The organism is Sulfitobacter sp. M22 (genome assembly GCF_021736025.1).
GTDB classification, from domain to species: domain Bacteria; phylum Pseudomonadota; class Alphaproteobacteria; order Rhodobacterales; family Rhodobacteraceae; genus Sulfitobacter; species Sulfitobacter litoralis.
In genome coordinates, this window is record NZ_WMEC01000001.1 from 1,209,636 (window position 1) to 1,232,673 (window position 23,038).

Sequence of the window (23,038 nt, forward strand, 5' to 3'; positions counted from 1 at the left end):
TGCTATGAGAAAAGCAAATATAATTGGTAGTTAAACCGCCCTGCACCGATCTTCATGCCAAGATGCAGGCAGTGTTGCACTCCGCCGGTCATTTACCAAGAATCCCGACAAGGGGCGCGGGCCTCAACGAGTTTTCGCCTTTGCAAAAACGCTGCAACTTCGCGAACTTCGTAACATGTGTATAGCCGAACCTAACGTGAGAAGCCGTTAGGTCTCGGAGAATCGCGCATTGATTGATCTCGTCATCTGCTCCGAATTTTTCTTAGCCTCCTCGTAACTCCCGGTTTCGCTGAACTTCCATAAAAAACTGAGCAAGTTTGTAAAAGATTCTGACTTCTTTTCCCAATCGTCAGGAGAGGTGACGACATCGACGATAGGAAGTTCGATGGATAACTTCGATAAATCGTTCTTGAGTGCAATGTATTCGGCGGCGAGGTCCGCGGACCACCTCCCTTTATCGCCTATAGCGGTGCTGTAGTATCGCCAGTGGCCAATAAGCTGTGAGTATGAATGCCTGAAATTATAAATCCTGTATTGCATAGTGTAGAACTGTGAGCTTTTCGTCGGCTTAGAGCGATCCTTGATCGTTGCTATGAAATGTATCCATACCCCTAATCCAAGAACTGCCAAGTAACTCGTAAAACTAACGAGTGCGGGGCTGCCTATGTATGCAGCTCCAGTCATAATCGCACCCATGACCGGAGCTGCCCAGCTTTCTGTATCCCAGCCGATGAGATCGAATGCGGCCTCAAAGAACGGTTCAGAGAACATCGCGGCCAATGGCGAAACGAAAAATATTAGCGCGACGATTCTGAAGGTGTTTGCCATGGTTTATCAATTAGGCCTAAATCAAGTAAATGTGTAGTCATCAGAAGACAACTAAACTGCTTAGTGAGTTTAATGCTTGCTTATCTCGGCGCTGATCCCTGCGATTATGCCACAGGCTTCGTCGGCGAGACCTTAGGATTTTCAGCGCATTGGCTCGGAGATCAAGCCAGAGCCGACGACTTCCGAGCTGTTTCCAGGAAACTGGCTGATCCTAATGACGATCTGCCTTCAAACTTCTTCCGACGTCGCGCCGACCACATTGAGCGCCTCCGGAGCGTTCAGCCTCGCCTTACCCACAGTGTCGATCTCGACGACGGCTTTCGCCCGAGGGCGCGCGGTCGCGAGAGCATCTTAGGCCTTCACGATCTGGGCCGGTGGCAGATTGGCGATGGCGCTGATGGTCGCTGCTGCACCCGGATTGCGCCTAATCCAAGAGAATACTTCCAGTCAGATATGTAGCCGTGGTATGCCCCCAAAAAGCATACGGAGCAGTTGGTTCATGGAGCTGGACTTTGTAGCAGCCACCGAGGCCGATCTGGGCTTCTTCATTCACACACATCACACCGCATATCGAGCTACGGTCGAAAAAATGTTTGGCTGGAACGAGGCGCTACAAAACAAGATCGCCACAGAGAAATTCCAGCTCGGACATATCAAGATCTTACACTTTGAAGGACGACGGGTTGGCGTCGTGGGGTGGGAGGAAAAAGAAGATCATCTATGGCTCAAAGAACTGTTCGTTTTACCGACAGAGCAAGGACGAGGCATAGGAACCGTAGTAATCCAGTATATAAAATCAATCGCTACTGCGCGAAATGTCCAAATCAGGCTGCGAACCCTGAAAGAAAACCTACGGGCCAAAACGTTGTATGAGCAGAATGGCTTCGTCGTATCAATAACCACCGATGTCCATTGGAATATGGTCTCAGCATAACCCCATACCGCCTTCACCGGACGGATACCGATAGTGTCCCAAGGAATGGTGTAACTTTGTTCTTCGGCCTTGGCTTGGCCGCAGTTACAGGGCGGCGATTGTCGCCGGGTCCATTGGGGTAGTGTCGCAAATGGCGGCGACGGTTTCCAGTGTCATGTAGCGCCGCGTGATCGCCCATTCATCATTTTGCTCCAGCATCAGTGCTCCGACCAATCGTGTGACTGCGGCTTCATTGGGAAAGATCCCAACGACGTTGGTCCGCCGCTTGATCTCTTTGTTGAGGCGTTCAAGCGGGTTGGTGCTGTGAATCTTGACCCAGTGCTCGCGGGGGAAACTCTTGTAGGCCAGCACGTCATCCTCCGCACGGCGCATCAGCTCTGCAAGCTTGGCATGCCGCGGTTCGAAGGCGTCGATCAACTTGGCCCAGTGCTCTTTCGAAGCTGTAAGCGTGTCTTGGTCGAAGGCCGTCCGGAGCGCCGCAGTGACGATGGGCTTGTCCTTCTTGCCGACGCAGGCAAGTGCGTTGCGCATAAAGTGGACGCGGCAGCGCTGGACTGTCGCACCGAGCACCTTTGCTGCGGCGGCTTTCAGTCCCTTGTGGTCGTCGGCGATGATTAGACGGGTGCCGCGCAGTCCGCGATCGGCCAGAGAACGCAGAAATTCGTCCCAGAAGACCTCGGCTTCACTGGGCTGGACAGCGATGCCCAGAACCTCGCGGCGTCCATCCAGGTTGACCCCCACTGCCACTATGGCAGCGACGCTGACGATCCGACCGCCACGGCGGACCTTGATGTAAGTCGCGTCAAGCCAGAGATAGGGCCATTCGCCTTCCAGCGGGCGGTTCAGGAATGCATCGACGCGTTCATCAATTTCGCCGCAGAGCCGCGAGACCTGGCTCTTCGATACGCCAGTCATTCCCATCGCCTTGACCAGATCATCCACGGAGCGCGTCGATAGGCCCTGAACATAGGCCTCTTGAATGACGGCCGTCATGGCCTTCTCCGCCGCCCGGCGGGGCTCAAGGAACTCGGGCAGGTAGCTGCCCTTACGCAGCTTCGGAATCTTAACGTCGACCCTTCCTGCACGCGTCTCCCAAGCTCGGGACCGATATCCGTTGCGATGGTTCATGCGGTCGCTGCTTCGCTCGTGCGCGCTGGCACCGCAGAGCTGATCGACATCCAGCGCCATGAGGCGGTCGGCGACGAACCCGAGCATCTCGGCAAGCAGGTTGCTGTCAGATGACTCCGACAAAAGCGCACGCAGCGCGGCAGTATCTGATAGACTGTTCTTGGTCATGGTCGTTCTCCTTGGTCAAAGTTAGGTCCGCAAACCAAACCTTAGCCGAAGAACAACCATGGCCGCCAAGCGACCCGCACGGGCCTCGCTTCGCTATGCGAAGGCTCCGCTCAGCCCGCGCTACCAGCGGGAGTTACACCAACTGTTGGGACACTGCTCGGATACCTCTGAAGTCATGGTCGGTGCAGAAGAGAATGCCGCTAAAGCGACATAAATGGCATCCGCCCTACAGCCCTCTATGATTAGAGCGGTCGGATGCCATTTTTGCGCGAGACACCGTAAGACGTGTGACCTTCACCGCAATCTGGCGCAACTTCTTCAGCGCTAAATGGCGTATTTGCGGGCGCGATCTGGCATAAAAGAAGAGCGGACGTTCGAGCGTGATGCCGCGAAATCCCGGTTTGAGCCCATTCGAACCGATGCTGCGCAGTACATGAACGGCCACTCCCGGTGTTTCGAATGTTGCCAGACGTTCCTCCGCGATCTGCTGCTAACCTCTAAATGTCAGTAGGGCTATCGCCGAGGAGGTAACGCGGCCCGGTGCCTCGACTGGCGACCACATCTTCCGTGTTATGCAACATACATGCCTTGAGAGACAGGCAGCCGCAGCCGATGCAACTATCGAGCTTGTCGCGAAGGTCGGTTAGCCCTGCAATGCGTTCGTCGAGTGCGGCCCGAAAGCTTTGGCCGAGACGTGTCCAATCCGTCTTGGTCGGCGTCCGACCCTCTGGCAGGGAAGAAAGCGCCTCCCGGATATCCGAGATAGAAAAGCCGAGCCGCTGAGCCACCATCACAAAGGAAAGGCGCCTGATGTCCGCTCTCGTGAAGACACGGTGTCCAGCAGCCGTTCGATGTGGCTGGACGAGTCTCTGCTCCTCATAGAAACGGATAGCTGAGACCGCGAGCCCCGTGCGAGCTGCAATCTTACCAATAGGAAGAGATGTAGACGACTTAGCCATTGATCTCAACATTACTTGAGGTTCTATAAGTTGTCCATTCCTCGATTCGAATGGATTTACAATGGTCACATCTAATTTCCTTACCGCCCCTACTGGTCTTCGACGCCTGATTGCTGCTGCGGGCATGACCAACCTCGCGGACGGCATCGCGCTGCTCGTCTGGGCATGGATGGCGAGCCTGCTCACTCGGGATCCGATCCTCGTGGCGGTGCTTCCCGTCGCGATCCGACTGCCGTGGTTCTTGTTCTCGCTCCCCGCCGGGGTGGTCACGGATCGCATGGATCGACTACGCTTGATGCGGTTGATGGACATGGTGCGCATAGCGGCTTTCGCTGGTGCCGGCTTGGCTGTGTGGCTCGTTCTTCCGCTTGCGCCCGCAACTGAAACGGGGACGGCTGAGCCTGTTCTTTTTACCACGTTAGTCATCTGTGCTTTGTTAGTCGGGACGGCTGAAGTTTTTCGAGACACCGCCGCGCAAACCATCCTGCCCACCTTAGTCTCATCTCGAGGGTTGGAACGCGCCAACGCGCGGCTCTACGCCGCAGAGCTGACCGGCAACGCTCTGCTCGGCCCCGCCTTTGGGGCGATACTAATTGGCGCATTTGTCTGGTTGCCGTTCGGAGCGAACGCCGCGCTCTTCCTCGCTGCGCTCATCGTCTTATCGGGCCTGCGCGGCGATTTCGCACCCCCCGTCCGGAGCCGACCCAACTGGCGCGCCGAGCTGCGCGAAGGACTGACTTTCCTGCGTGATGCCCCGTTCCTCCAAGTGCTCGCTGTCGTCACCGCGACATGGAACCTATGCCATCAGATGGTGGTAATCGGCCTCATCCTGCACGTCCAAGAGAACCTTGGTCTTGATGCCACCATTTACGGCCTGATCCTTGGCGCGGGGGCTGTCGGCGGTGTAGCGGGCGGCTTCGTCGCCGAGCGCGGCATTGCTCGGATCGGAGCCGGCACCGCGGCGCAGTGGTCCACTTTAGCCTCCGCCATCTGCTTCGTATCCATCGGTCTTGCGCCGAACGGTTGGGCGCTCGCCATTGTTCTTGTTCTCTTCGAGTTCCAAAGCGTGTTCTGGAACGTTGTCTCCATCTCTTACCGTCAACGCGTCATACCCAATGCGCTTCTCGGCCGGGTTAACGGCATCTACCGGCTTCTGTCATGGGGCATGATGCCAATCGGACTACTCTTGTCGGGCGTGACCGTGCGCCTCGCAGAGACCGTCGCCGATCGCGATCTCGCCCTGCTGGCACCCTTTGCCCTCGCAGGACTGCTAACCGCCGTTCTTACAGTGGCTATTTGGAGAGCGCTGACTGAAGGATTTGGGAACGAGCGCTCCTCATGTTGAGCCAGCGCTCCTCCTTAACGTCCTACCGAATATGATCGACTGAAGCGGAAGTTATTGCACAGCACAGCATACCTTCGAAAAGTCCGCTCTGCCGACCTCGGTGCTCGCTGCAGATAACGTCTTCTTCGAGCCCATAATTACAAACGCTGCACCGCTTTTGAAAGGCTGCTATGAAGCAGCAAAAATCTACGAGCCATCGCGTCATGACAAGTATACCCTTTCGATCCTACATGATTTGCACCGCCCCACGCAGCGGAAGCACGCTGCTGTGCGGTTTGCTTGTCGCGACTTGCACTGGGGGAAACCCGGACTCGCACTTTCATTCATCATCGCTCGACAATTGGCTGGATGACTACGGCCTGAAGCAGACGGTTTACGCATCGAGAGAAGAATGCCTTCGTGCCGTTTTCAAGTGCGCTGTGTCGCGGGGCAAAGGCGACACAGAAATTTTCGGTTTACGAATGCAGCGTGGTAGCTTCGACCATTTCATGCAGCAGCTCAGAGTGCTCTTTCCAGGCAGTATGAGCGACGTGGAAAGAATTGAGAAAGCGTTTGGCTCAACTCTTTACGTCCATCTTTCACGTCCCGACCGGCTGGGTCAGGCAATCTCGCGTGTGCGTGCGGAACAGACGGGCCTGTGGCATCGCAACGCGGATGGCACAGAGCTGGAGCGCCTCGCCCCTCCGCAGGAAGCGCGATACGATGCCGCTGCCATCAGGCACCACATGTCCTCACTCGCAGCACTGGATGAAGCTTGGGAGCGCTGGTTCGAACGGGAAGGGATAAAGCCCCTACGCATCAATTATGACGTTCTATCTAAAGATCCTAAACGGGTCTTGGCGCAGGTGCTTTCCAAGATGTGCCTTGATCCAACCAAAGCCCAAGCTGTCGAGACGCCAACAGCAAAGCTTGCCGATGCATTGAGCCGCGAGTGGCGAGAACGGTTTGAAAGCGAGAGACGGAACCATAGTTGATGCGCAATGCGCGCTGACAGTCGATTAGGCGCGTTGGAGGGCAGCTAAGTCCCGCCGCGGGCCTCAGTGTTCGATGCAGCTAATGTCCGCTGTGAGCCCATACCTCCCAATTGCTGCGCGAAGCACAAACGGGTTGGAAGCGCTGAAAGCCGACATCAACCGAGCCGCGAGCATGCCTCAGCTGCCAATTAGCCACCTCAGCTGACACCCCTTGAACCGGCCTTTGGAACTTGTCGCAGCAAGACCAGTGCTCATCTTTGAGGGCTACTGACAACCGAAAAGCTATATAGCAGCCCTAAGAATGCGTCTTGCTCACTCAAGAGTTTGTTTGGTATCCGTTTTTCCAACATCACGCTGAAGCTTGCATATTTGTGCTGAGCTCTCGCTAAATCGTGCTGCTGGAGGGCACTAGAATGGATGAAGTCAGCGGTATCGATCTGGGCATTTTTTTCGACGCAGCGCCGACGGCGCAGATGGTGTTCACGCCGGACCTCCGGATCGTCGCGGCGAACCAACGTTATTGCGCCATGCTGGGCCGCCAGCCCGAAGAACTAATCGGGAACCGGGTTTTCGAGGCCTTCCCAGCTAATCCAGATGATCCGAACTCGGACGCCGAGGCGGAATTGCAGGCCTCGACAGACGCAGTTGTCGCGACTGGAGAGGCACAGGAAATGCCGTTGCGACAGCACGATGTCCAGGAAGTCGACGGTCGCTACGGCACAAGATATTGGCGCATCCTGAACTCACCCGTCTTCGCCGACGCATCCGAGCCGGAACGGGTGACCCACGTGATCCATACAGCCGAAGACGTCACGCGGAGCATTCTGGGGGAGCGCGCTGACGCTGCGAAGCGAAGGGCTGCAATGCGCGGTGCGGAGCTCAGCTACTTCGAGTTCGACCCGGCTTCCGGGAGGCTGACCCGCTCGCCGCAATTGGATGCCCTGTTCGGCTTTGAACCAGGAGAGACTGTCACAACGGCACAGGAGTTCTTTGACCGCATCCATCCCGATGACCATGGGGCGACCATAGCCGAGATTGAGCGCGCCGGTCGCACCATTGGGTCGGACCTGCATCTCGACTACCGGATAATGCGCCCCGACGGAACCGTGCGATGGGCCATTGGGCACGGCGAATCTGTTCGAGATCCGGATACGCAGCATGTCAGGATCGTCGGCATCGTGCTTGACGCGACATCGATCTGCGAACGCGAAGAGAGCCTGCGCGAGGCGGTCGGCGCGCGTGACCTCCTGATCGCAGAGGTTAACCACCGGGTGAAGAACTCGCTCCAGATGGTGACGAGCATCCTTAACCTGGAAGCATCCGCGACCGAGGACGCGGCGGCTCGCGCGTCGCTCAAGGCCGCTACGACGCGCGTGAACGCCGTAGCGGCGATCCATGCCTCGCTCTACGAGGACGAAGACGTCAGTTCGGTTCAGATCGACAGATATATGGAAAGGTTGAAAGAGCACCTTGACGCTTCGCTTTCGAGTGAAGGTCGGGGCGTGAAAATCGCGCTCGACGTGGAACCGATCCGGCTTCCAACCGACAAGGCCATCACGCTGTCCCTGGCGGTGAATGAGCTGGTGACCAACTCATTCAAGCACGCCTTCGGGAACGAAGACGAAGGCGCTGTCACCATCAGCCTACGGCGTAGCGGCGGCGACACGATCGTTCTCGAGGTCGCAGATGACGGAACAAGCTCGTCTACTGATCGTTTAGAGATCAAGTCACCATCGTCGGGTCTCGGACAACGCTTGATTAAGGGGATGGCGTCGCAATTGGGCGGGACAATCGAAGTAGAGGGCAAGAATGGCTGGCGGACACGCATTTATTTTCCCGAGTGAAGAAGCCGCCGCTCTGAAAGTGCTAGTAATTGAAGACAACATTTTTATCGCGCTTGATCTGGAAGGGCAGCTCGAAGAAATGGGACATGACGTCGTCGGCATTGCCGCGACCGCGACGAAGGCGATCGAGATGGCCCTAAAGTCGGTTCCTGATCTTGCAATCGTCGATCTTCAGCTTGCTGATGGGAGCCGTGGGCAGGATGCGGCGTTCGTGCTTCGTGCGGAGATGGATATTCCGTCCATCATCGTGAGCGGGAGCATGCACCAGGTGACCGACGAGGAGAGGGCGGCAATCCGTCCGCTGGTGATGCTGTCAAAGCCTCTGCTTTCGGGTGAACTTGGCCGCGCAATCGAAACCGTGAAAATCTCGGATAGCCCCAAGGACGAATGACGGCTGTCGCAAACCGCATAAAGCGGACCTTAACAGCCAAAACTCGAACGGCAGCAAAGTCCCGCATAGCCGGCTTCGACGAGGTCTGCGGCGAAGGTCTTCAAAGAGCCCTGAGTGACCAATGCCGCACTGTGAGCGAACGTCGGCTCTGTGAGTGGCGGCCAATACCCTGAGAACACCAATCCAGGAATTTTCGCGAGTTCGCAAATCTTTTGGTTATTGTGATCACCACACTCCGCTGTGAGCTTTGAAGCTATCAAATATTGACATGGCGTCACACAGCCATGATGCTCATTCGTTAAAGCAAGACCGAGAGAGCAGTCGTTTGAGAACATATCCTATACCCTTCAATGAAGAAGCACGGCTGCGCGCCGTGTTTGCTATCCCGGGTTTGCGCGAAGAGAACGCCGCGCTCCTCGATGCAATCTGCGAAGCAACAAGAAAGCTTCTCGACTGTCCAATCGCCCTTATCAGTGTCGTTGAGGACGACACGCAGTGGTATAAGTCAGTTGTTGGGTTCGAGCTTGACCGTATGCCAAAAAACAACGGTTTTTGCGCCCATACAATTATGTCAGGTGAACCTATGGTCGTTCCAGATTTGAGGGCAGACCCCCGATTTGAGGCTCACCCCATGGTCGCGGAAGGTGGGCCCGGCGCCCGCTTCTACGCGGGAGTGCCGCTGATACTGTCGTCAGGGCAGCGCTTCGGAAGTTTGTGTGGAATAGACCTTGTGCCTCATGAAGCGCCATCTGACAAACAGATGGCAGTTCTTACAGATTTAGGTAAGGCAGTTGTTGCCGCATTAGAAAATCTCCCGCCAACACCCCAGGATCAAAGAGAAGATGAAGCCACAAAGTCCACTTTCATAGCCTTAGTCGGACACGAGCTGCGAACGCCACTGACAATTCTTTTTGGCAGTCTTCAACTCCTTGAAGCAACTGCTGAAAAAGGCATCAATAAATTGTTGGTAAGTTCGGCGCGGAAATCGGCAAAGCACCTCATCGGCCTTGTTGAAAACATTATCGCTTATAGTGACGCCTCAACCGGTGAGCTGAGGCTAAACGAGCAAACCTGCAATTTGCACGAATTGTTCAACGATACCGCTGAACTGACCTTGCCGGGTGCGGATGGTGTATTAAAGTCGGTTTCTGTCACCGAAGATTCACTTACGACACCTATCTACGTCGACCCCGATCAAATCAAACTGGCTCTAAACGCGCTTGTTCTCAACGCGATCAATCATGGCGGTTCAGAAATTACTATGGGGAGCCGCAAGGACGCATCCGGAAACATCGATATTTCGATCATTGATGATGGAAAATTGGACGAAAAGATTGAACTGGCAGCACTCTACGAGCCTTTTGTTGTCGGTGGTAATATTGCTAACAGGGATACACGGGGCGGGTTAGGTCTGGGCCTGCCACTGACCCGGAAATTGGTAGAGCTTCATGGGGGCGAATTCGAAGTGATAGCTGATGACCATCACACATCTGCCGTGATCCGCTTGCCAGCATGGCGTGTGAAAGCGGCTCAAGCGGACTGCTCAATCCTCTCTGCGAAAGATTAGGTGGTCGCTTTTTCAGAGCGCCATTACCGCAACAACGACCGACACTGCTATCATTCGGTAGTGAAACGTTGGGCGCCTAACAGTATCGAGTTTCGTTCTCGCTGGTTGAGTGTCTGTTAAAGAGCACAAGCCACTATTTGTGATAGCAGCAGGAAACAGTTTCTGTCGTTCAAAGTTCTCGAGAGCAGCCATTGGGAGGTCTAAAGGTAGTTGGCGCTTTGTCCGCGTTGTGTGAGTTCATGTGCCGCGCAACGAACGGCAGCTATATCGCAGCCGAAGACGCATCGGCGCCCGGTGTCCGCTGTAAGACCCGATATACGGTCGGCCTCGATACGTCGAACAGCTCTGCCAGATCGCTGATCGAGTAATCACCCGTGTCATACATGCGGCGCAATTCCGTCTGACGACGATCCGATAGCTTCGGTTTTTTGCCCTTCAGCCGTCCCTTGGCACGGGCAATGGCCATGCCTTCCTTGGTGCGCATCCTGACAAGATCAGCCTCGAACTCAGCAAAGGTGGCGAGGATTTTGAAGAACATTTTGCCCATCGGATCGGTCGGGTCATGGACTGATGCGCCCAATGCCAGTTTCACCCCGCGCTTTTCCAGTTCATCGGCGATGGCCCGGGCGTCGGGAACCGACCGCGCCAGCCGGTCCAGCTTCGGCACGACAAGCGTGTCCCCTTCGCGGAGTGCTGCCAGGGCCTGGGACAGACCTGGCCGCTCCCGGTTCGTGCCAGTTAGGCCATGATCGGTGTAGATCCGATTTTCAGCCACATCGAGATCGAGGAGGGCTGCCCGCTGTGCTGCGAGGTCCTGTTTGTCGGTCGAGCAGCGGGCATAGCCGATGCGGGTTTTTGACATGGGTGATCCTTGCGCCGAAATTGGCCGAGTTTCGTTCTGGCCGCCGTCGCGTGTAACGCAAGAGGCCCCTTCAATGATACTATAGTCGGACCAGCCAAATGAGAATCGTTTTCTGCTGTAAACACTGGGATCAGTTCGTCGATATTTCGGCGTCCGGTAAGCGATCCCCTTGCGGACACCTTTGGGAAGCAGATCATGGATGAAGCAATGCATCGCTTTACCCTGATCGAGTTCTGGTCGATCCCAAAGGCCGGGACAGAATCGAGCTGCTGGTCATCGACGAGGCTGAACGCCTGTCCACTCCGAGCCTTGAACATGTCCTAGACATTTTCGACCGGACCGGGATCGGCCTCATTCTGATCGGCATGCCCGACCTTGAACGAAAGCTGGAACGCTACCCACAACTCTACAGTCGGATCGGCTTCGGCCACCATTACCGCCCTCTGGAGGGTGACGAACTGACCTTCGTGCTCACCCGCCACTGGAGAAAGCTCGGCCTACAACTGGATGACGCGGACTTCACCGACCTTCAGGCTGTCGCATCCATCGCTCGCATAACCGGCGGCAACTTCCGCTTGCTGCATCGGCTGTTCGTCCAGATTGAGCGAATCCACAAGATTAACGAACTCTCGCTTGTCACCGACGATGTGGTCGAAGCCGCACGCTCTACGCTGGTCATCGGCGCCACTTAGCGATGGAGAAACCGCGCCATATAGCGGTGAAGGTCACAGTAAGACGTCATGCAGCGTCAGCAGGGCATAAAAAGTTGAACCCCGTAACTCGTTTCGTTCGCCGCTCGACCGACATTCTTAGAGCATCTTTTGAGCCGATGATTATTACCTGTGTCTCGGCTCGAGTGATTGCGGTGTAGAGCCATTCTCTTGTCAGGAAAGAGGTGTCTTCAAGTACAACGATCACGGCCTTCGCTGAGGAGCCTTGGCTCTTATGACAGGTTATTGCATAAGCGAGCCTTATGTCGATCGCCGCCTCGAGAGGCACCGTTTGAAGGACTGGTCCGCCGGTATGGGGGTCAATATCACTTCCTTCCCAGTTGACCATGACGTCGTTTTCGATGTCACGCACTACGCCTAGCATCCCGTTAAATAAGCCACTGCTATAATGGTTCTTAGTGCAAATGATGGGGTCGCCCGGGTAAACCCGAGCATAAAGACCGAGTTGTTTGGCAATCTCCCAGTTTTCGGCACTCATGGTCTTGTTAAAGGCATCGACGGTTTGGTTTCTCGCCGCGCAGACCATGACGTCTTTAACTCCCTTAGAGTTGCGGAGTTGCCTATAGACATTAGATGCTCTCGCGACCAAAGTCTTTGCGTTAGCCTCGACGAAATACACTCCGTTCGCTTGGTTAAGATAAGTTGGAATGTCTGGCACTTCTCCAGCCCGAATTTGTCCCGCAACAAGGGGGATGGAAGAACCGTTGATCTGCCTAAGAGGCCTCGTCAACTGGCTGGTGATGATGGGCTTCTGAACTAAATTGTGAAAAACTGCGCCAAACCCTACCGGAGGAAGCTGCCCGGAGTCTCCAACAAGTAGAATTCGGCATCCGTCCGGTTGCAGTTTGAAAATCTCACTTAGCAGTTCGTGCAGCGTTGCGGTGTCGACCATGGCTGCCTCGTCGATGATCAACAAAGTTTCCCTAGTCAAGTTAGGAAGGTGGTCACCGGTTCGACCATTACTAACCGCGCGTAATCCATTGATGAGCCTCGCGATAGTGACCGCCAACCTTGGGGAGCCTGGTTGTGATGTTGATCGGCTGAGTTGAAGGGCGGCCTTCCCCGCTAAGGCGGCCATGAGGACATTACCACCAAGAGCTTCCCATGCGAGAGTGACTGCCAACATCACCGTCGTTTTCCCTACGCCAGCTCCTCCCTGGAGGCAGGCAAGTGGTCGGGCGATGATCTGACCCACTGCATATCTCTGCTCGTCAGTCAAATTGAACCCAATCGCCGTTTCAGTGTCGGATACAACATCGGAAATCTGAGAGATTGAATGGGGCCAGGCGCTGGCTGCGATTGCCGTTAACTTCTTTTCCACATCCGTTTCCAGATATCTGGCTCCGAAGGGCTGAATTAGATCGCCGTGTCTCACGAGCGATCCGTATTCGAGCCCCTCTGCCACCATGGAAGCTCCTGCGACCCCCTGAGGTGCAAGTTTGCGCCATTGCGCTTCTGTGGCCGCAGTATGGCCCTTAGAGAGTAGTTTGCGGGTCGCAGCATCTACGGCGCCACGCAGACGCTCTGGATGGCTTGCTAGGCGCTCTACGCCAGAACCCCGGAGAACCGCCTGACCCAGTGCGTCCGCTGCCGACCAAGGGAGGAGCGCGGCAGCAAGGTATGGGTTTGCGAGCAGCGCGTCTCCAGCTTTGGAGGCTCCGAGGAGGCGCCAGAGTTTCTGTGCAGCCCCTCGATCCTGAACGCCCAAGTGCTCAAGGCGATTATAGAACTCGAATTGCTCAACCTGAACTTTGTCAGCTGCAAGCTTCTGAGCGAATTCGGCTTGAACATGTATGGCCAGTTTGATCCCGAGATTGGGGCGACCGGGCTGCAACGTTTCACCAAGTTCTTCGAGCCTTTCCGGCGCAGAAAGCACATCATGGATGTCGTCGCCGAACCTATCGATTAGCCTCCTGGCACGCGCCTCTCCGACATTTGAAAGCGTCATCAGATAACCAGCTAACAAACGGCCGGAGGTTGCGGTGCGTTCGATGTTGGATGCCTCTATCTGCGCGAAAGCCCGACCGTAGCCGTCTTTATACTCCGTGAAATCTCCAGTTATCACGTAGGTCTCACCAAGAGCCGGAAAAAGCGGCTCCTTGACGCGCACCCTAAAGACCCTACCTTCGCTATTCTCTCCGGTGAAGATGACACCTGCATTAAGCTGGCTCACGATACTTTTGACGGCGAGCTCCATGTTAATTCACCTTCGGCAGCAAGCCGGCTTTGACCATTTCGAATTGAGCTTTCAGACCATCGTTTTCACGTTGAAGAGCAGTAAGTCTTGTCTCAGCTTCGTTTAGCTTCTGAAGAACAGCGGCATATTGTGCTCTTGCTTCCACGGCGCCATCTCTGTCCGCCTTTGCGCGTTTTGCCGTGGCGGCGATCCGAGACTTCGCAATATCGTCGATCTCTAAATCTCCGCGTTCTGCAATGCGGCAATTGGATGTGATGATATCGATGGCGGATTTGAGCTCCTCACGGTAGAAGTTCTGTCGATCCTCGGTTCTAACCTGCCATTCACCGTCCTCAGAAGTAAGTTGACGCAGCGTGAGGGTAAGGTTCTTATAGTCAATCTGCCCCCGCGAATTTGTCGGAATTTCCTCAGCATCGAATTTCTCCATGAACATATCAATGGCGCGCAGCAGTCGAGCTACGCCAGTATTTTTGGTCATGAACCTTTCTCCTGATCGGCGAGCCATTCAAAGAATGGCCCGGCAAGATTGACGTTTGCGATAACGTCGCTCCCTGGTGGCGCGTAGTCGTCAACGATGGATTGCATCTCCGCGTCGAGCTTCAAGTCCCCCCAGTCCACCAAGGCCAACACCAAGTTGGCGGTTTGTATGAAATGAGAGGTCCAACCGCCGATATTACAATTGAGGGGGGCTTCGACGATGGGCTCCGGTAAGCCCACTTTCGAGAGAGCCAATTCAAGCCTTCGGATCTTTTGTTCCTTGTTCGCATTCTCCAGTTGCAGCATTTTGATCTTGGACCGGAGGAACGTTAGGTCCTGGTGGAGAGGAGAAAGAATACTTGCGGCACCTTTTTGCGAAACGAGATATTCATCGAGCATAGCTCGATACCGCTCATTTCGACGTAGAGATACATCGCTTATGCCGATTTGCCCGGATACTTGTCGGGAGAGGTTGGTAATATTCCTGAAAAGAGCGCCTGATTTTTTGAGCGCAGATAGTGCCAATTCAACTCTACTGGCCGTATGGTCCATGAGTCTTTGTTGATATAAGGCGGCATTTCTTGACCCTCTAGGAGCTGGCATGTCAATCGTCTCCGGCTGTAATCGATGGCGGTGTTTTATCCGACAGTTGTTTTGGATTGTCCAAGAGTGTTCCAGCCTCTGAAGGTTTGATGCCAAGAGCCTTCATTCGCGATTTTAAAGCCCCTGAAAGCGCTTTTATTTCAGCGTCAGGATCAGGTTCTTCAACATCAGTGCGGCGGATTCTGGATAGAAGGCGTCCCGCTTTAATTCTAAGATCATCGGTGATCAGCGCTGGATAAGCATCTGAATCGAGAAGACGTTCCGCCAAGAACTGCGATTGATCAGAAGTGCGAACAACTCGTTGGAGATGATCTCTTATAATTTCTGGCTCGTCTGTATGGATGCCACCTGCGTCGTCGTCGAGCATATCCCGAAGAACGATCTCCGTCTCTTGCCACCCGGCGAGTTCATAGGAGTCGAGCTCGTTCTGAGCTGCGATTGAATGAAGCTCTTCGTTCCGATCTCCAGACGCTTTGATACTTAAAAAAAGATTGCTGCTGTATGCAATACGAGACTTTAGCGCGCGGATTTTGGCGGTAATTGCCGGAAGATGATCGATGCTTTTGCAGGAGAGCTTGCAAACCCCGCAGCGCATAGGGCCTCCAGCAGTCTGGATAACATCCACGGGGCACTCTTCGCCTACCGGGCAGATGTGCGTATCACGGAAAACGATAGTGGCCGCAGGAGACTGCCGCAGGATCTGAATACCAGTCGCGTCCGCTTCAGATAACGCCGAGGACAAGCTTATCATCCTAAATCGATGAATTGTTTCGTTTCGGTCCGCCCGGAAAGACTTTTGTAGCGCGCTGTTGACGGATCGAGCTTTAATAGCGGCAGGACCATGCTTGATTGTAGCTGTTTTTGTGCGCGCTAACTCTGGATGTTCAAGGTCTTCCTCTGCCGATCTCAATGCTTTCAAAAGCTCTTGCATATCAGGATAGTCATAGTGGGCGGTTGTAGTTTCATTGAGGTGACCGATGAGATCAGCAATAACGGTCAGGCCCGTGGCGCCACTTCTACGCGAAACGTAGGTTGAACGGCAGGAATGAGGAGTTTGAATCCTCTTTATGTGGATTCGGCAATATGGATATCCCTGCCTGTTGTTTGACCCTGGGTCGATCTCCCCTTTGACGTTTGGCGGCTTTCGAAGTTCAATCATTGGATCAAGGCCGAGAGTGTTAGAAGCGGCAAATGCTGTAAAGGCGTAGAGAACCTCAGACCAAAAATCATCGTAAGAACGGTCGGCAATGACTTTGCCATAAGCATCAACGAAAAGGGGTGTTACATCTCCAAACCTGCTGCTTTCGCGACCTTCGTAGCGAAACTTTCTGGATTGCACTCCACGCATTTCCAGATACTCCTGTTGTCTTTGAAGCATCTGAAACGTTCGAATGGGAACAATCGTATCCCACGGTTCATCTCTCGATTTGTCGGTGTTGATGTGGAGCTTAAAATATTCATCGTCTGGCGTGAGTTTGGGTAAATGCATTCCCCAAGCCTCGCGATCGATCCACTGACAACTTTGGAAGCGGAGACCGGTGTCCAAGGCGAGAATAACCATCCTCAGTGCGCTGAGGTTTAAACCCCTTGCCGCGCTCTTGGAGCCAACCAGAAGGACTTGGGGGATACGGTGAACCTGAAAGGTCTCGCCCTGATGCTGATAGCAGAGAGGGACTTGGTGAATGTCAGTTAGAATCTGATGATGATCGTTGTAGTGGGTGAGCTTCAAACCAAGGAGTTGGTTTCCGTCTTCCTTGGTAAGCTGATCGCCGAAGCTCTCAATCGTGTAAAGCCATTTGATGAGGTGGGGGAAGGCGTCGGCCTTAAACGGAATCTTATTCGTCTTGTAGCGCTTCTTCGTTTTCGGAATGAGAAATTCGGGTATGATCGGGTTAACAAACGAGCCTCCCGCGATATGCTCAAACTCATGATCACCGTAGATATAGGCCACCCAATCGAAGAACTTGTTGAGAGCCGAAACGTGGGTTCTTTGGCTATCCGGTGTCAGGTTTCTCGACTTCAGGAAGTCTACAAAAGTTGGGAATGATTGCGCTTTCCCAACCTGATCCAAAAAGGGGTAACGCTTGAAGTCTTTTGGAGCACGAATTAGGGGGAGAGCGATCCGCGATTCATGACAGATTTGTGGAAGGTAAAATGAGATGTAGTCAGCGAAAGCGTGTAGATTTTTCCCAAACCTGTGATCTTCAAACCCTCTTTTTTGTCTGTATTCGATGAACTGTTCGAAAAGTTCATTCCAATTCATTGCTACGGATTCTGGAAATTCCCAACGGGTGCCATTTAAGTGAACCGGCAAGGAAAAATAGCCGCAATTGCGACGCCCCCCGTGGACATATGGTTCCGTTGTTCGGTCCTGCGATCGCTTGCCAGAAAATTCTGCTGCTCTGCGTTTGATCTGTTGTTCGACCTCTTCAGACGAGAAGCTAAGAAGGTTCGTTTCAGATAAAATGTTAATCACAACTAGAACTGATGGCGGAGGGCACTTTGCTGTAGCAGATTGGTGAAGATTAACCAAATGACTGTTCAGGTTGAATACTTCTTCTACTGTGATGTCGGAGAATTTGTGCCAGTCGGTCGAGTAAATCCAGGACAAGCTGTGCTGATTAACTCTATATTCAACTTGGACGCCATGATCATTCATCGCGTCTTGATCAGCCTCGTATGATGAAATGAAGCGCAGCAACTCCGTGCCCATTGTTTTCCTCAGTTCGAGGTTAACGGTCTTTCGAAATCCGAAGCCAATGGGTAATATGATCTTCGCCTCTCGCCATAGGCGGAATAAAACTAGTCTTGCGGTCGATCGCAGTCCTTTGCGAACTATACCCTCAGGGGCCGTTTCAAACCACTTGAGCTTCTGCACAAGTGTATTATGGATGTTCTTCACTCCTTGCGCGAGATCGAACAGCTCTTGAACGATCCGAGTTGGATCGGTTCCTGCAAATACCGCGTCACGGACCTCTTGCGCCCGGAACTTCGCGTATCGGACTGTCTTGGTCCCCTCTTTGTCGTATCGAACTCGCGCTCGTTCAACAGTATCCGTCGTGGCTCGGTGGAGGTCTGACAGCTTGATGGACTTGATTAGCAGGTGATTGCTCAAGTTGATCATATGCTGTCTCCATGGGGCATATTGGACAACATTCGCTGTGCAATGTCGGTGTGCCGCTTGGCAATCCAGGCCCTTATGTCGCGCTCTTTGTCAGTCTGTCCCATTGCAAAGTGATCGATCATTCTTAGTTTGCTCTCAAGAATAATCGGATCTTCACGCGCGTAGTGCGCTGTCGATGAACTGTCCTCATGACCCATCAACTTTTGAACTTCCGGAAGCCTGAGCCCATATCCTCCTTCAACTGGAATGAAGTTCAGCATGAACACGCCGTAGAAGTGGCGCAGCGAGTGGGGCGTATATGGTTTACCATTCGGCTTGCGAGGAGCGCCAGATCGAATGCCCGCCGCATGAAAGGCTTTAATTCGATTATTGTCCTGCACGAGGCTATAGGGACGTCCGTTCCCGAGCGTTCTAATGTCCTGAAAGACCATGCGATCAGGAGTGATAGGTCTGTGTTCATATCGAAGATAGTTTTCGAGAGCTTCGAAGAATATGTCTCGTAGCTGAGGTATAATATAGGTTTCAGAAAATCTGCGCCCCTTAAACCGTCGCGCATATCGTTGAGGTAATTGGTCGGCATATCGATGGCTCTCTGGGTCATGGACGAAGACCTCCCGATTATCGAAGTCGATAGCCTCCCATGGTAGTTGTATGGCTTCACTTGTGCGCAGGCCCGCGCCTGCCATGAGTGACCAGACGGCTTGATCACGGAAGCAGTTGGCAGCATCGAGAAGAGGCATCAGGTATTCTGCGGGATAATCCAGCATTTCATTATCTTTACTGGATGTTTCTCCGCCAATCTTGCTGGATATAGACATCCCACCTTTCGGCCTGTCGATCCCATTGGGCTTCCAACGCGTTACACCCGCCAGCATGGACTTCTGCATCATTCTCTTAATTTCAGTGGCAGAACGATGGCTTTTCTTCAGAACCTTGAATAGCTCCATTGGTGCAGCTCCTTCAACGACTTCGATGCCGTCCCAATCAGCCATATCGTTTGTCAGCGTGGACCAGTAATCAGAGAGTTCGAGAAAACGATTTATGGCGGCGGCGGCGTTTTGAGCGGACTTCCGGCTCAATGTTTTCTGTTTCAAATTGCTAACAGCTTGGAAGTATCCCTCAGCATCAGAGCTAATGTTAAGTGCATCCGGACGAGCGACACGTGCAGCCAAATACCAGTCAACGGCATTCAGGATCTCGTAGCGCGAACTGGGTTGGCCAAACACTCCGACCTCGACTAGGTAGTCTAAAAACTGGGCAACTACATTTGAGTATCTGTCTACGGTCGCAGAAGCTTCTCCGCGTTTGATGAGTGCGGCCACAAACGTGTCCATGACATCCAGAAATTCTCCATCGTCATCAATCAACCTAAGGGTGTCATATTTTCCCCATTTAGAGCGGACTCGTGTAAAGTTCTTCATTTGTTCCAGTGCCTCCAAAAGGGGCTCCGACGATACACATTAAGGTGTGCATGTCAATACGCGCAGTAAGGTCAGGAAACGTTAACGGCTTCAAGCATTTGGTAGAGGTGTAGGGCTGTTTTAATGCGTTCTAATGTCAAGGTAAGATAAGAACCGCGGACCTACTGATTACAAATCAGTTGCTCTACCAGCTGAGCTATAGGGGCACTGAGGGAGCGTTTAAGAGATTGCTGCGGGCCGTGCAAGAGGGGAAATGTCAATTTTTTGCAGTTTTACACAAGTCCCGCAAAAGGCTATTGGAATGCAGGTACCAGTAGGGGTGGGAAAGCGTTCATGCAGTTGATTTTGCACACAGGTGGCCATTACACCGAAGAAGACAGATTGCTGAAAAGCCTGCAATCTAACCATAATTTACTGACCCAGGCAGGAACACATACGCCAAGCCCCAGCACCTACCGCGGTTTGTTTCGCGATACGTTGAATGCGATGCATAAATCCTCGGCTGCTGACGGGGCGCGGGATGTGCTGCTGGACGCGGTCATGGGGGAGTCAGAAGCGGATCGGGTGATCTTTTCCGACGCGAATTTCTTTCGCACCCCCGCTACGGCTGTTGTCGAAGGGATGCTCTATCCCGCCGCCCCTGTACGTATGATGCGGATGGCACAGTTGTTTCCCGATGACGAACTGCAGATCTTTATGGGGATCCGCAATCCGGCAACGCTTTTGCCAGTGCTTTATGATGTGGCGGCTGACAAATCTCCGACACAGTTCTGGGGCGACAAGGATCCGTTGGATGTGCGCTGGTCAGACACGCTGGGATTGCTGCGCGATTCCGCCCCTGAGATTAATATCACGGTCTGGTGCAACGAAGATGCGCCGCTGATCTGGGGACATATCATGCGCGACATGGCGGGTCTGCCTGCCACGACCCCGCTCAAGGGGGAGTTTGACCTGCTCGAAACGATTATGCGCCCGGAGGGGATGAAACGCTTTACGTCTTATCTGGCCGCACACCCTGAAATCACTGCGGCCCAACACCAGCGGGTGATTGCCGCGTTTTTAGATAAATACGCGATAGATGACGCGCTTGAAGAAGAGCTGGATATGCCCGACTGGACCGAAGAACTGGTCGAGGATATGACAGAGGTCTATGATGAAGACCTCGCGCGTATCCAAGAAATTCCCGGGGTTCGGGTAATTCTGCCGTAAGCTCGTCACGCGTGGGTCACCGTTAATCTTAGTTCGACATGCAAAAAGCCCGCGCTTACCAGCGCGGGCTTTTCGATTTGTTCAACCGAGACCTCAGGACTTTTTGATGTCGCCAACCTTCTGTTTGTCTGCCTCGGCCTCTGCCGCGTCAACGACGCGCTGACCGGAAGCCTTGGCCTTTTCGACGAACGCATCTGCAGCTGAGGAACCGGGGGCAGCGGCGTCCGCATCTTCTTTGGTTTCGCGCAAGACTTTCTTGGCCTCGTCCGATGCCGCCTGCGCAACCTTACCCAGCTTCGACTTCTCTTCCGCAAAGATACGCTCTGCATCGGCCATCAGCTGGTCGCGGTGCTGACCCATATAACGGTCTTCGGTCCGGCTACGCGGCAATGCCGCGCCAATGGCGGCCCCGACGGCCAGTGCAAGCGCACCGACGACCAAGGGCTGATCTTCGAAGATATCGACCGCGCGATCACGGCCTTCGCGACCATAGGATGCTGCTGACGCACGTGCACGCACGGCGCTTTCACGGGCTGCAATCACGCGTTCACGTGCGGCTTCGGACAGATCCTCGGTCCCCTCCGCCAGGCGGCGGCGTAGCTGCGCGGCGCGATCAGCGGTGGAAGACGTGAAGTCGCGTGCGCCCGAGGCAACGGAATGACCGGCATCAGACACCGCACCTGCGGCTCCTTTCGCCTTGCCCGCAACGGTCGACCCTGCGCTGGACGCGGCACCGGATACGCGACCACCTGCGCGCGATGCGGCGTCGCCTGCGCGTTGTGCCAGACCGGGGGTGTCGTCGTCATCGTCATGGCGTGCCCAAGATGGCACATCACCTGACCGTGCGACTTCGCCCGAATAGTAGGGTTTGGACGGATCACCGGGCTGTGGCCCTAGATCGCGGCGCTGTCCTGCGGGGATCACGCCATGCTGCTGTGCGGCGACGGGCAAACCACTGTGGTCGTCGCGATCGCCATAGTAGTTTGTGCGGTTGCGCGGATCACGGTGGTCATAGCTGTCACGTGTACCCATACGGTCACGGCCCGGGGCTCTGTCGCCGGCCATCAGCCATGCCAGCCCTGCCCCGGTCAGCGCCAGCGCGATAGGATTGCGCTTGACCGCGTCGGTGACCGACCGTCCAATGTCACCACCATGTTCACGGAACTGATCCGAAAACTGGCGGGCAATTGTCTCTACCGAGAATTTATCTTGCAGATCATCCAAGGTGTTGGTCAGTCCGGCGCGTTCACGTTCGATCTCGCGTTCGATTTCTTCGGGCGTGCGGCTATCATTTGTCATTGTAAACCTCCTTCACGGCTTGCGCGTCGCGCTTTACGTTTTTAGTGGCACGGCTCGGTGCCAAGCTGCTGAGCTTGAGAGCGCTGGTGCCTTTGCTCGCCATCAGATAGGCGATCAAGGCAAAGGCAACGCCGACGATCAATGCAGACCAGCCGGCGGGAATGCCTGCCTCGGTCAAGGCCGCGACAAGCGCCGCAGTCAGTACGTTCAATGCTGTCAAAGCAACAATGACGGCCCCCACGATCAAACCGATGGCAGCGCCCGCTGATTTCAGATTTTCATTCACCTCGGCACGGGCCAGATCGACCTCGCTGCGCACAAGCGAGCTGACGTGGGTCAGTGCATCGCTCAGCAAACTTCCTGTGGATTTATTAGGATCGGTGGTCATTGTGTGCCCCCCTTCGAGGTAGTGTTCACGGCAGGTGCGGCCACATCATTGGTGTTCAGACCCTGCGTACGCTCGGTTGGAACGGGGCGTTCCATGTCGCGGCCCTCATAGGCATAGCGCTCACCACGGGCACCCGTCTCGGAGGCTTTGGCAAAACGAGTTGCGGCGAAGCCCACCAATGCGGCACCACCTAGAAAGACAAACGGGTTACGCTTGGCAAAATCGGTGACAGCACCAACCATCTCGCCCAGATCTTTGTCGCGCATCGAATCCGATGCATCGGCAAGGCCGTCTGCAAGCTGGCTAAAGGTACGTTCTTGCGGCGAACCGCTGCGCAATTCGTCGGCTGCAGTGCGCAATGCGCTGGCCACGCCCTTAACTTCGTCTGCAGCGGCACCCTTGGCGTCGTCTGCATAGCTTGCGGCGTCGGAAGCAACGGTATCGGCCACATCTTTGGCCCGAGTTTTCGCCTCTTGCGTGGCGGAAGCTGCGGTTGCTTTTGCTTTTTCATTCAGGTCCTGCGCGCCGGCAGGATTGCTATTTTTGTGATCAGTCATGGTGCGCTCCTTTTGATTAGGCGACTAGGTTG

The 23,038-nt window shown here is 54.5% G+C and carries 20 protein-coding genes; 8 read left to right on the forward strand and 12 right to left on the reverse strand.

Going from position 1 to position 23,038, the window contains the following annotated elements:
- Nucleotides 1–207 precede the first annotated feature (207 nt).
- The gene (locus GLP52_RS06080) at nt 208–828 is read right to left on the reverse strand and encodes a hypothetical protein (protein WP_237273437.1); all 621 of its coding nucleotides are present in this window, start codon (nt 826–828) and stop codon (nt 208–210) included.
- A gap of 499 nt (nt 829–1,327) precedes the next feature.
- On the opposite strand from GLP52_RS06080, the gene GLP52_RS06085 reads away from it, so the two are divergent.
- On the forward strand, nt 1,328–1,762 hold the full coding sequence (locus GLP52_RS06085) for a GNAT family N-acetyltransferase (RefSeq protein WP_237273438.1): 435 nt from the start codon (nt 1,328–1,330) through the stop codon (nt 1,760–1,762).
- Nucleotides 1,763–1,846: 84 nt separating this feature from the next.
- On the opposite strand, the gene GLP52_RS06090 is transcribed toward GLP52_RS06085, so the two are convergent.
- Both GLP52_RS06090 and soxR read right to left on the reverse strand, forming a co-directional pair.
- Nucleotides 1,847–3,058 (reverse strand): IS256 family transposase, encoded by a 1,212-nt coding sequence (locus GLP52_RS06090; protein ID WP_237273439.1) that lies wholly within the window; start codon nt 3,056–3,058, stop codon nt 1,847–1,849.
- Between the two features lie 497 nt (nt 3,059–3,555).
- Nucleotides 3,556–4,164 carry a redox-sensitive transcriptional activator SoxR gene (gene soxR, locus GLP52_RS06095; RefSeq protein ID WP_336885941.1) on the reverse strand — a complete coding sequence of 203 codons (609 nt, stop codon included), beginning with the start codon at nt 4,162–4,164 and terminating at the stop codon, nt 3,556–3,558.
- Here soxR and GLP52_RS06100 point away from each other — a divergent pair.
- The 5 genes from GLP52_RS06100 (at nt 4,079) to GLP52_RS06120 (ending at nt 10,138) form a co-directional block, all read left to right on the forward strand.
- A complete protein-coding gene (locus GLP52_RS06100) occupies nt 4,079–5,362 on the forward strand; it encodes an MFS transporter (RefSeq protein ID WP_272903614.1) in 1,284 nt (427 codons plus the stop codon). The genes soxR and GLP52_RS06100 overlap by 86 nt on opposite strands.
- Nucleotides 5,363–5,532: 170 nt before the next feature.
- On the forward strand, nt 5,533–6,336 hold the full coding sequence (locus tag GLP52_RS06105; protein ID WP_237273441.1) for a Stf0 family sulfotransferase: 804 nt from the start codon (nt 5,533–5,535) through the stop codon (nt 6,334–6,336).
- A 413-nt stretch (nt 6,337–6,749) separates the two neighbouring features.
- Nucleotides 6,750–8,180: a sensor histidine kinase gene (locus tag GLP52_RS06110; protein ID WP_237273442.1), complete on the forward strand. Its 1,431-nt coding sequence runs from the start codon at nt 6,750–6,752 to the stop codon at nt 8,178–8,180.
- Nucleotides 8,146–8,571 (forward strand): response regulator, encoded by a 426-nt coding sequence (locus GLP52_RS06115; protein ID WP_237273443.1) that lies wholly within the window; start codon nt 8,146–8,148, stop codon nt 8,569–8,571. Before GLP52_RS06110 ends, GLP52_RS06115 begins: the two co-directional genes overlap by 35 nt.
- A 247-nt stretch (nt 8,572–8,818) precedes the next feature.
- The gene (locus GLP52_RS06120; protein ID WP_237273444.1) at nt 8,819–10,138 is read left to right on the forward strand and encodes a GAF domain-containing sensor histidine kinase; all 1,320 of its coding nucleotides are present in this window, start codon (nt 8,819–8,821) and stop codon (nt 10,136–10,138) included.
- A gap of 262 nt (nt 10,139–10,400) precedes the next feature.
- Here GLP52_RS06120 and GLP52_RS06125 read toward each other — a convergent pair whose 3' ends face one another.
- Nucleotides 10,401–11,000 carry a recombinase family protein gene (locus tag GLP52_RS06125; RefSeq protein ID WP_237273445.1) on the reverse strand — a complete coding sequence of 200 codons (600 nt, stop codon included), beginning with the start codon at nt 10,998–11,000 and terminating at the stop codon, nt 10,401–10,403.
- A 260-nt stretch (nt 11,001–11,260) separates the two neighbouring features.
- Here GLP52_RS06125 and GLP52_RS06135 point away from each other — a divergent pair, with 260 nt between their 5' ends.
- The gene (locus tag GLP52_RS06135) at nt 11,261–11,692 is read left to right on the forward strand and encodes an AAA family ATPase (protein WP_336885946.1); all 432 of its coding nucleotides are present in this window, start codon (nt 11,261–11,263) and stop codon (nt 11,690–11,692) included.
- Nucleotides 11,693–11,738: 46 nt separating this feature from the next.
- Here GLP52_RS06135 and GLP52_RS06140 read toward each other — a convergent pair whose 3' ends face one another.
- From GLP52_RS06140 to GLP52_RS06160, 5 genes are read right to left on the reverse strand one after another with little or no spacing between them, the layout of a single operon-like run.
- Nucleotides 11,739–13,928: an AAA family ATPase gene (locus tag GLP52_RS06140; protein ID WP_237273447.1), complete on the reverse strand. Its 2,190-nt coding sequence runs from the start codon at nt 13,926–13,928 to the stop codon at nt 11,739–11,741.
- Between the two features lies 1 nt (nt 13,929).
- On the reverse strand, nt 13,930–14,406 hold the full coding sequence (locus GLP52_RS06145; RefSeq protein ID WP_237273448.1) for a hypothetical protein: 477 nt from the start codon (nt 14,404–14,406) through the stop codon (nt 13,930–13,932).
- Nucleotides 14,403–14,957, reverse strand: a complete 555-nt coding sequence (locus tag GLP52_RS06150; RefSeq protein WP_237273449.1) for a hypothetical protein — start codon at nt 14,955–14,957, stop codon at nt 14,403–14,405. The genes GLP52_RS06145 and GLP52_RS06150 overlap by 4 nt, the downstream gene beginning before the upstream one ends.
- A gap of 52 nt (nt 14,958–15,009) precedes the next feature.
- Nucleotides 15,010–18,132 carry a site-specific integrase gene (locus GLP52_RS06155; protein ID WP_067628035.1) on the reverse strand — a complete coding sequence of 1,041 codons (3,123 nt, stop codon included), beginning with the start codon at nt 18,130–18,132 and terminating at the stop codon, nt 15,010–15,012.
- Complete coding sequence (locus tag GLP52_RS06160) at nt 18,129–19,499, reverse strand: tyrosine-type recombinase/integrase (RefSeq protein WP_237273450.1); 1,371 nt, start codon at nt 19,497–19,499, stop codon at nt 18,129–18,131. The genes GLP52_RS06155 and GLP52_RS06160 overlap by 4 nt, the downstream gene beginning before the upstream one ends.
- Nucleotides 19,500–19,886: 387 nt before the next feature.
- On the opposite strand from GLP52_RS06160, the gene GLP52_RS06165 reads away from it, so the two are divergent.
- Entirely contained in the window at nt 19,887–20,762 is an 876-nt protein-coding gene (locus tag GLP52_RS06165) for a hypothetical protein (protein WP_237271840.1), read from the forward strand.
- Nucleotides 20,763–20,855: 93 nt separating this feature from the next.
- On the opposite strand, the gene GLP52_RS06170 is transcribed toward GLP52_RS06165, so the two are convergent.
- From GLP52_RS06170 to GLP52_RS06180, 3 genes are read right to left on the reverse strand one after another with little or no spacing between them, the layout of a single operon-like run.
- On the reverse strand, nt 20,856–22,061 hold the full coding sequence (locus GLP52_RS06170; RefSeq protein WP_093733952.1) for a DUF3618 domain-containing protein: 1,206 nt from the start codon (nt 22,059–22,061) through the stop codon (nt 20,856–20,858).
- On the reverse strand, nt 22,051–22,449 hold the full coding sequence (locus tag GLP52_RS06175; RefSeq protein WP_093733953.1) for a phage holin family protein: 399 nt from the start codon (nt 22,447–22,449) through the stop codon (nt 22,051–22,053). The genes GLP52_RS06170 and GLP52_RS06175 overlap by 11 nt, the downstream gene beginning before the upstream one ends.
- Entirely contained in the window at nt 22,446–23,006 is a 561-nt protein-coding gene (locus GLP52_RS06180; RefSeq protein WP_237271841.1) for a hypothetical protein, read from the reverse strand. The genes GLP52_RS06175 and GLP52_RS06180 overlap by 4 nt, the downstream gene beginning before the upstream one ends.
- Nucleotides 23,007–23,038 lie beyond the last annotated feature (32 nt).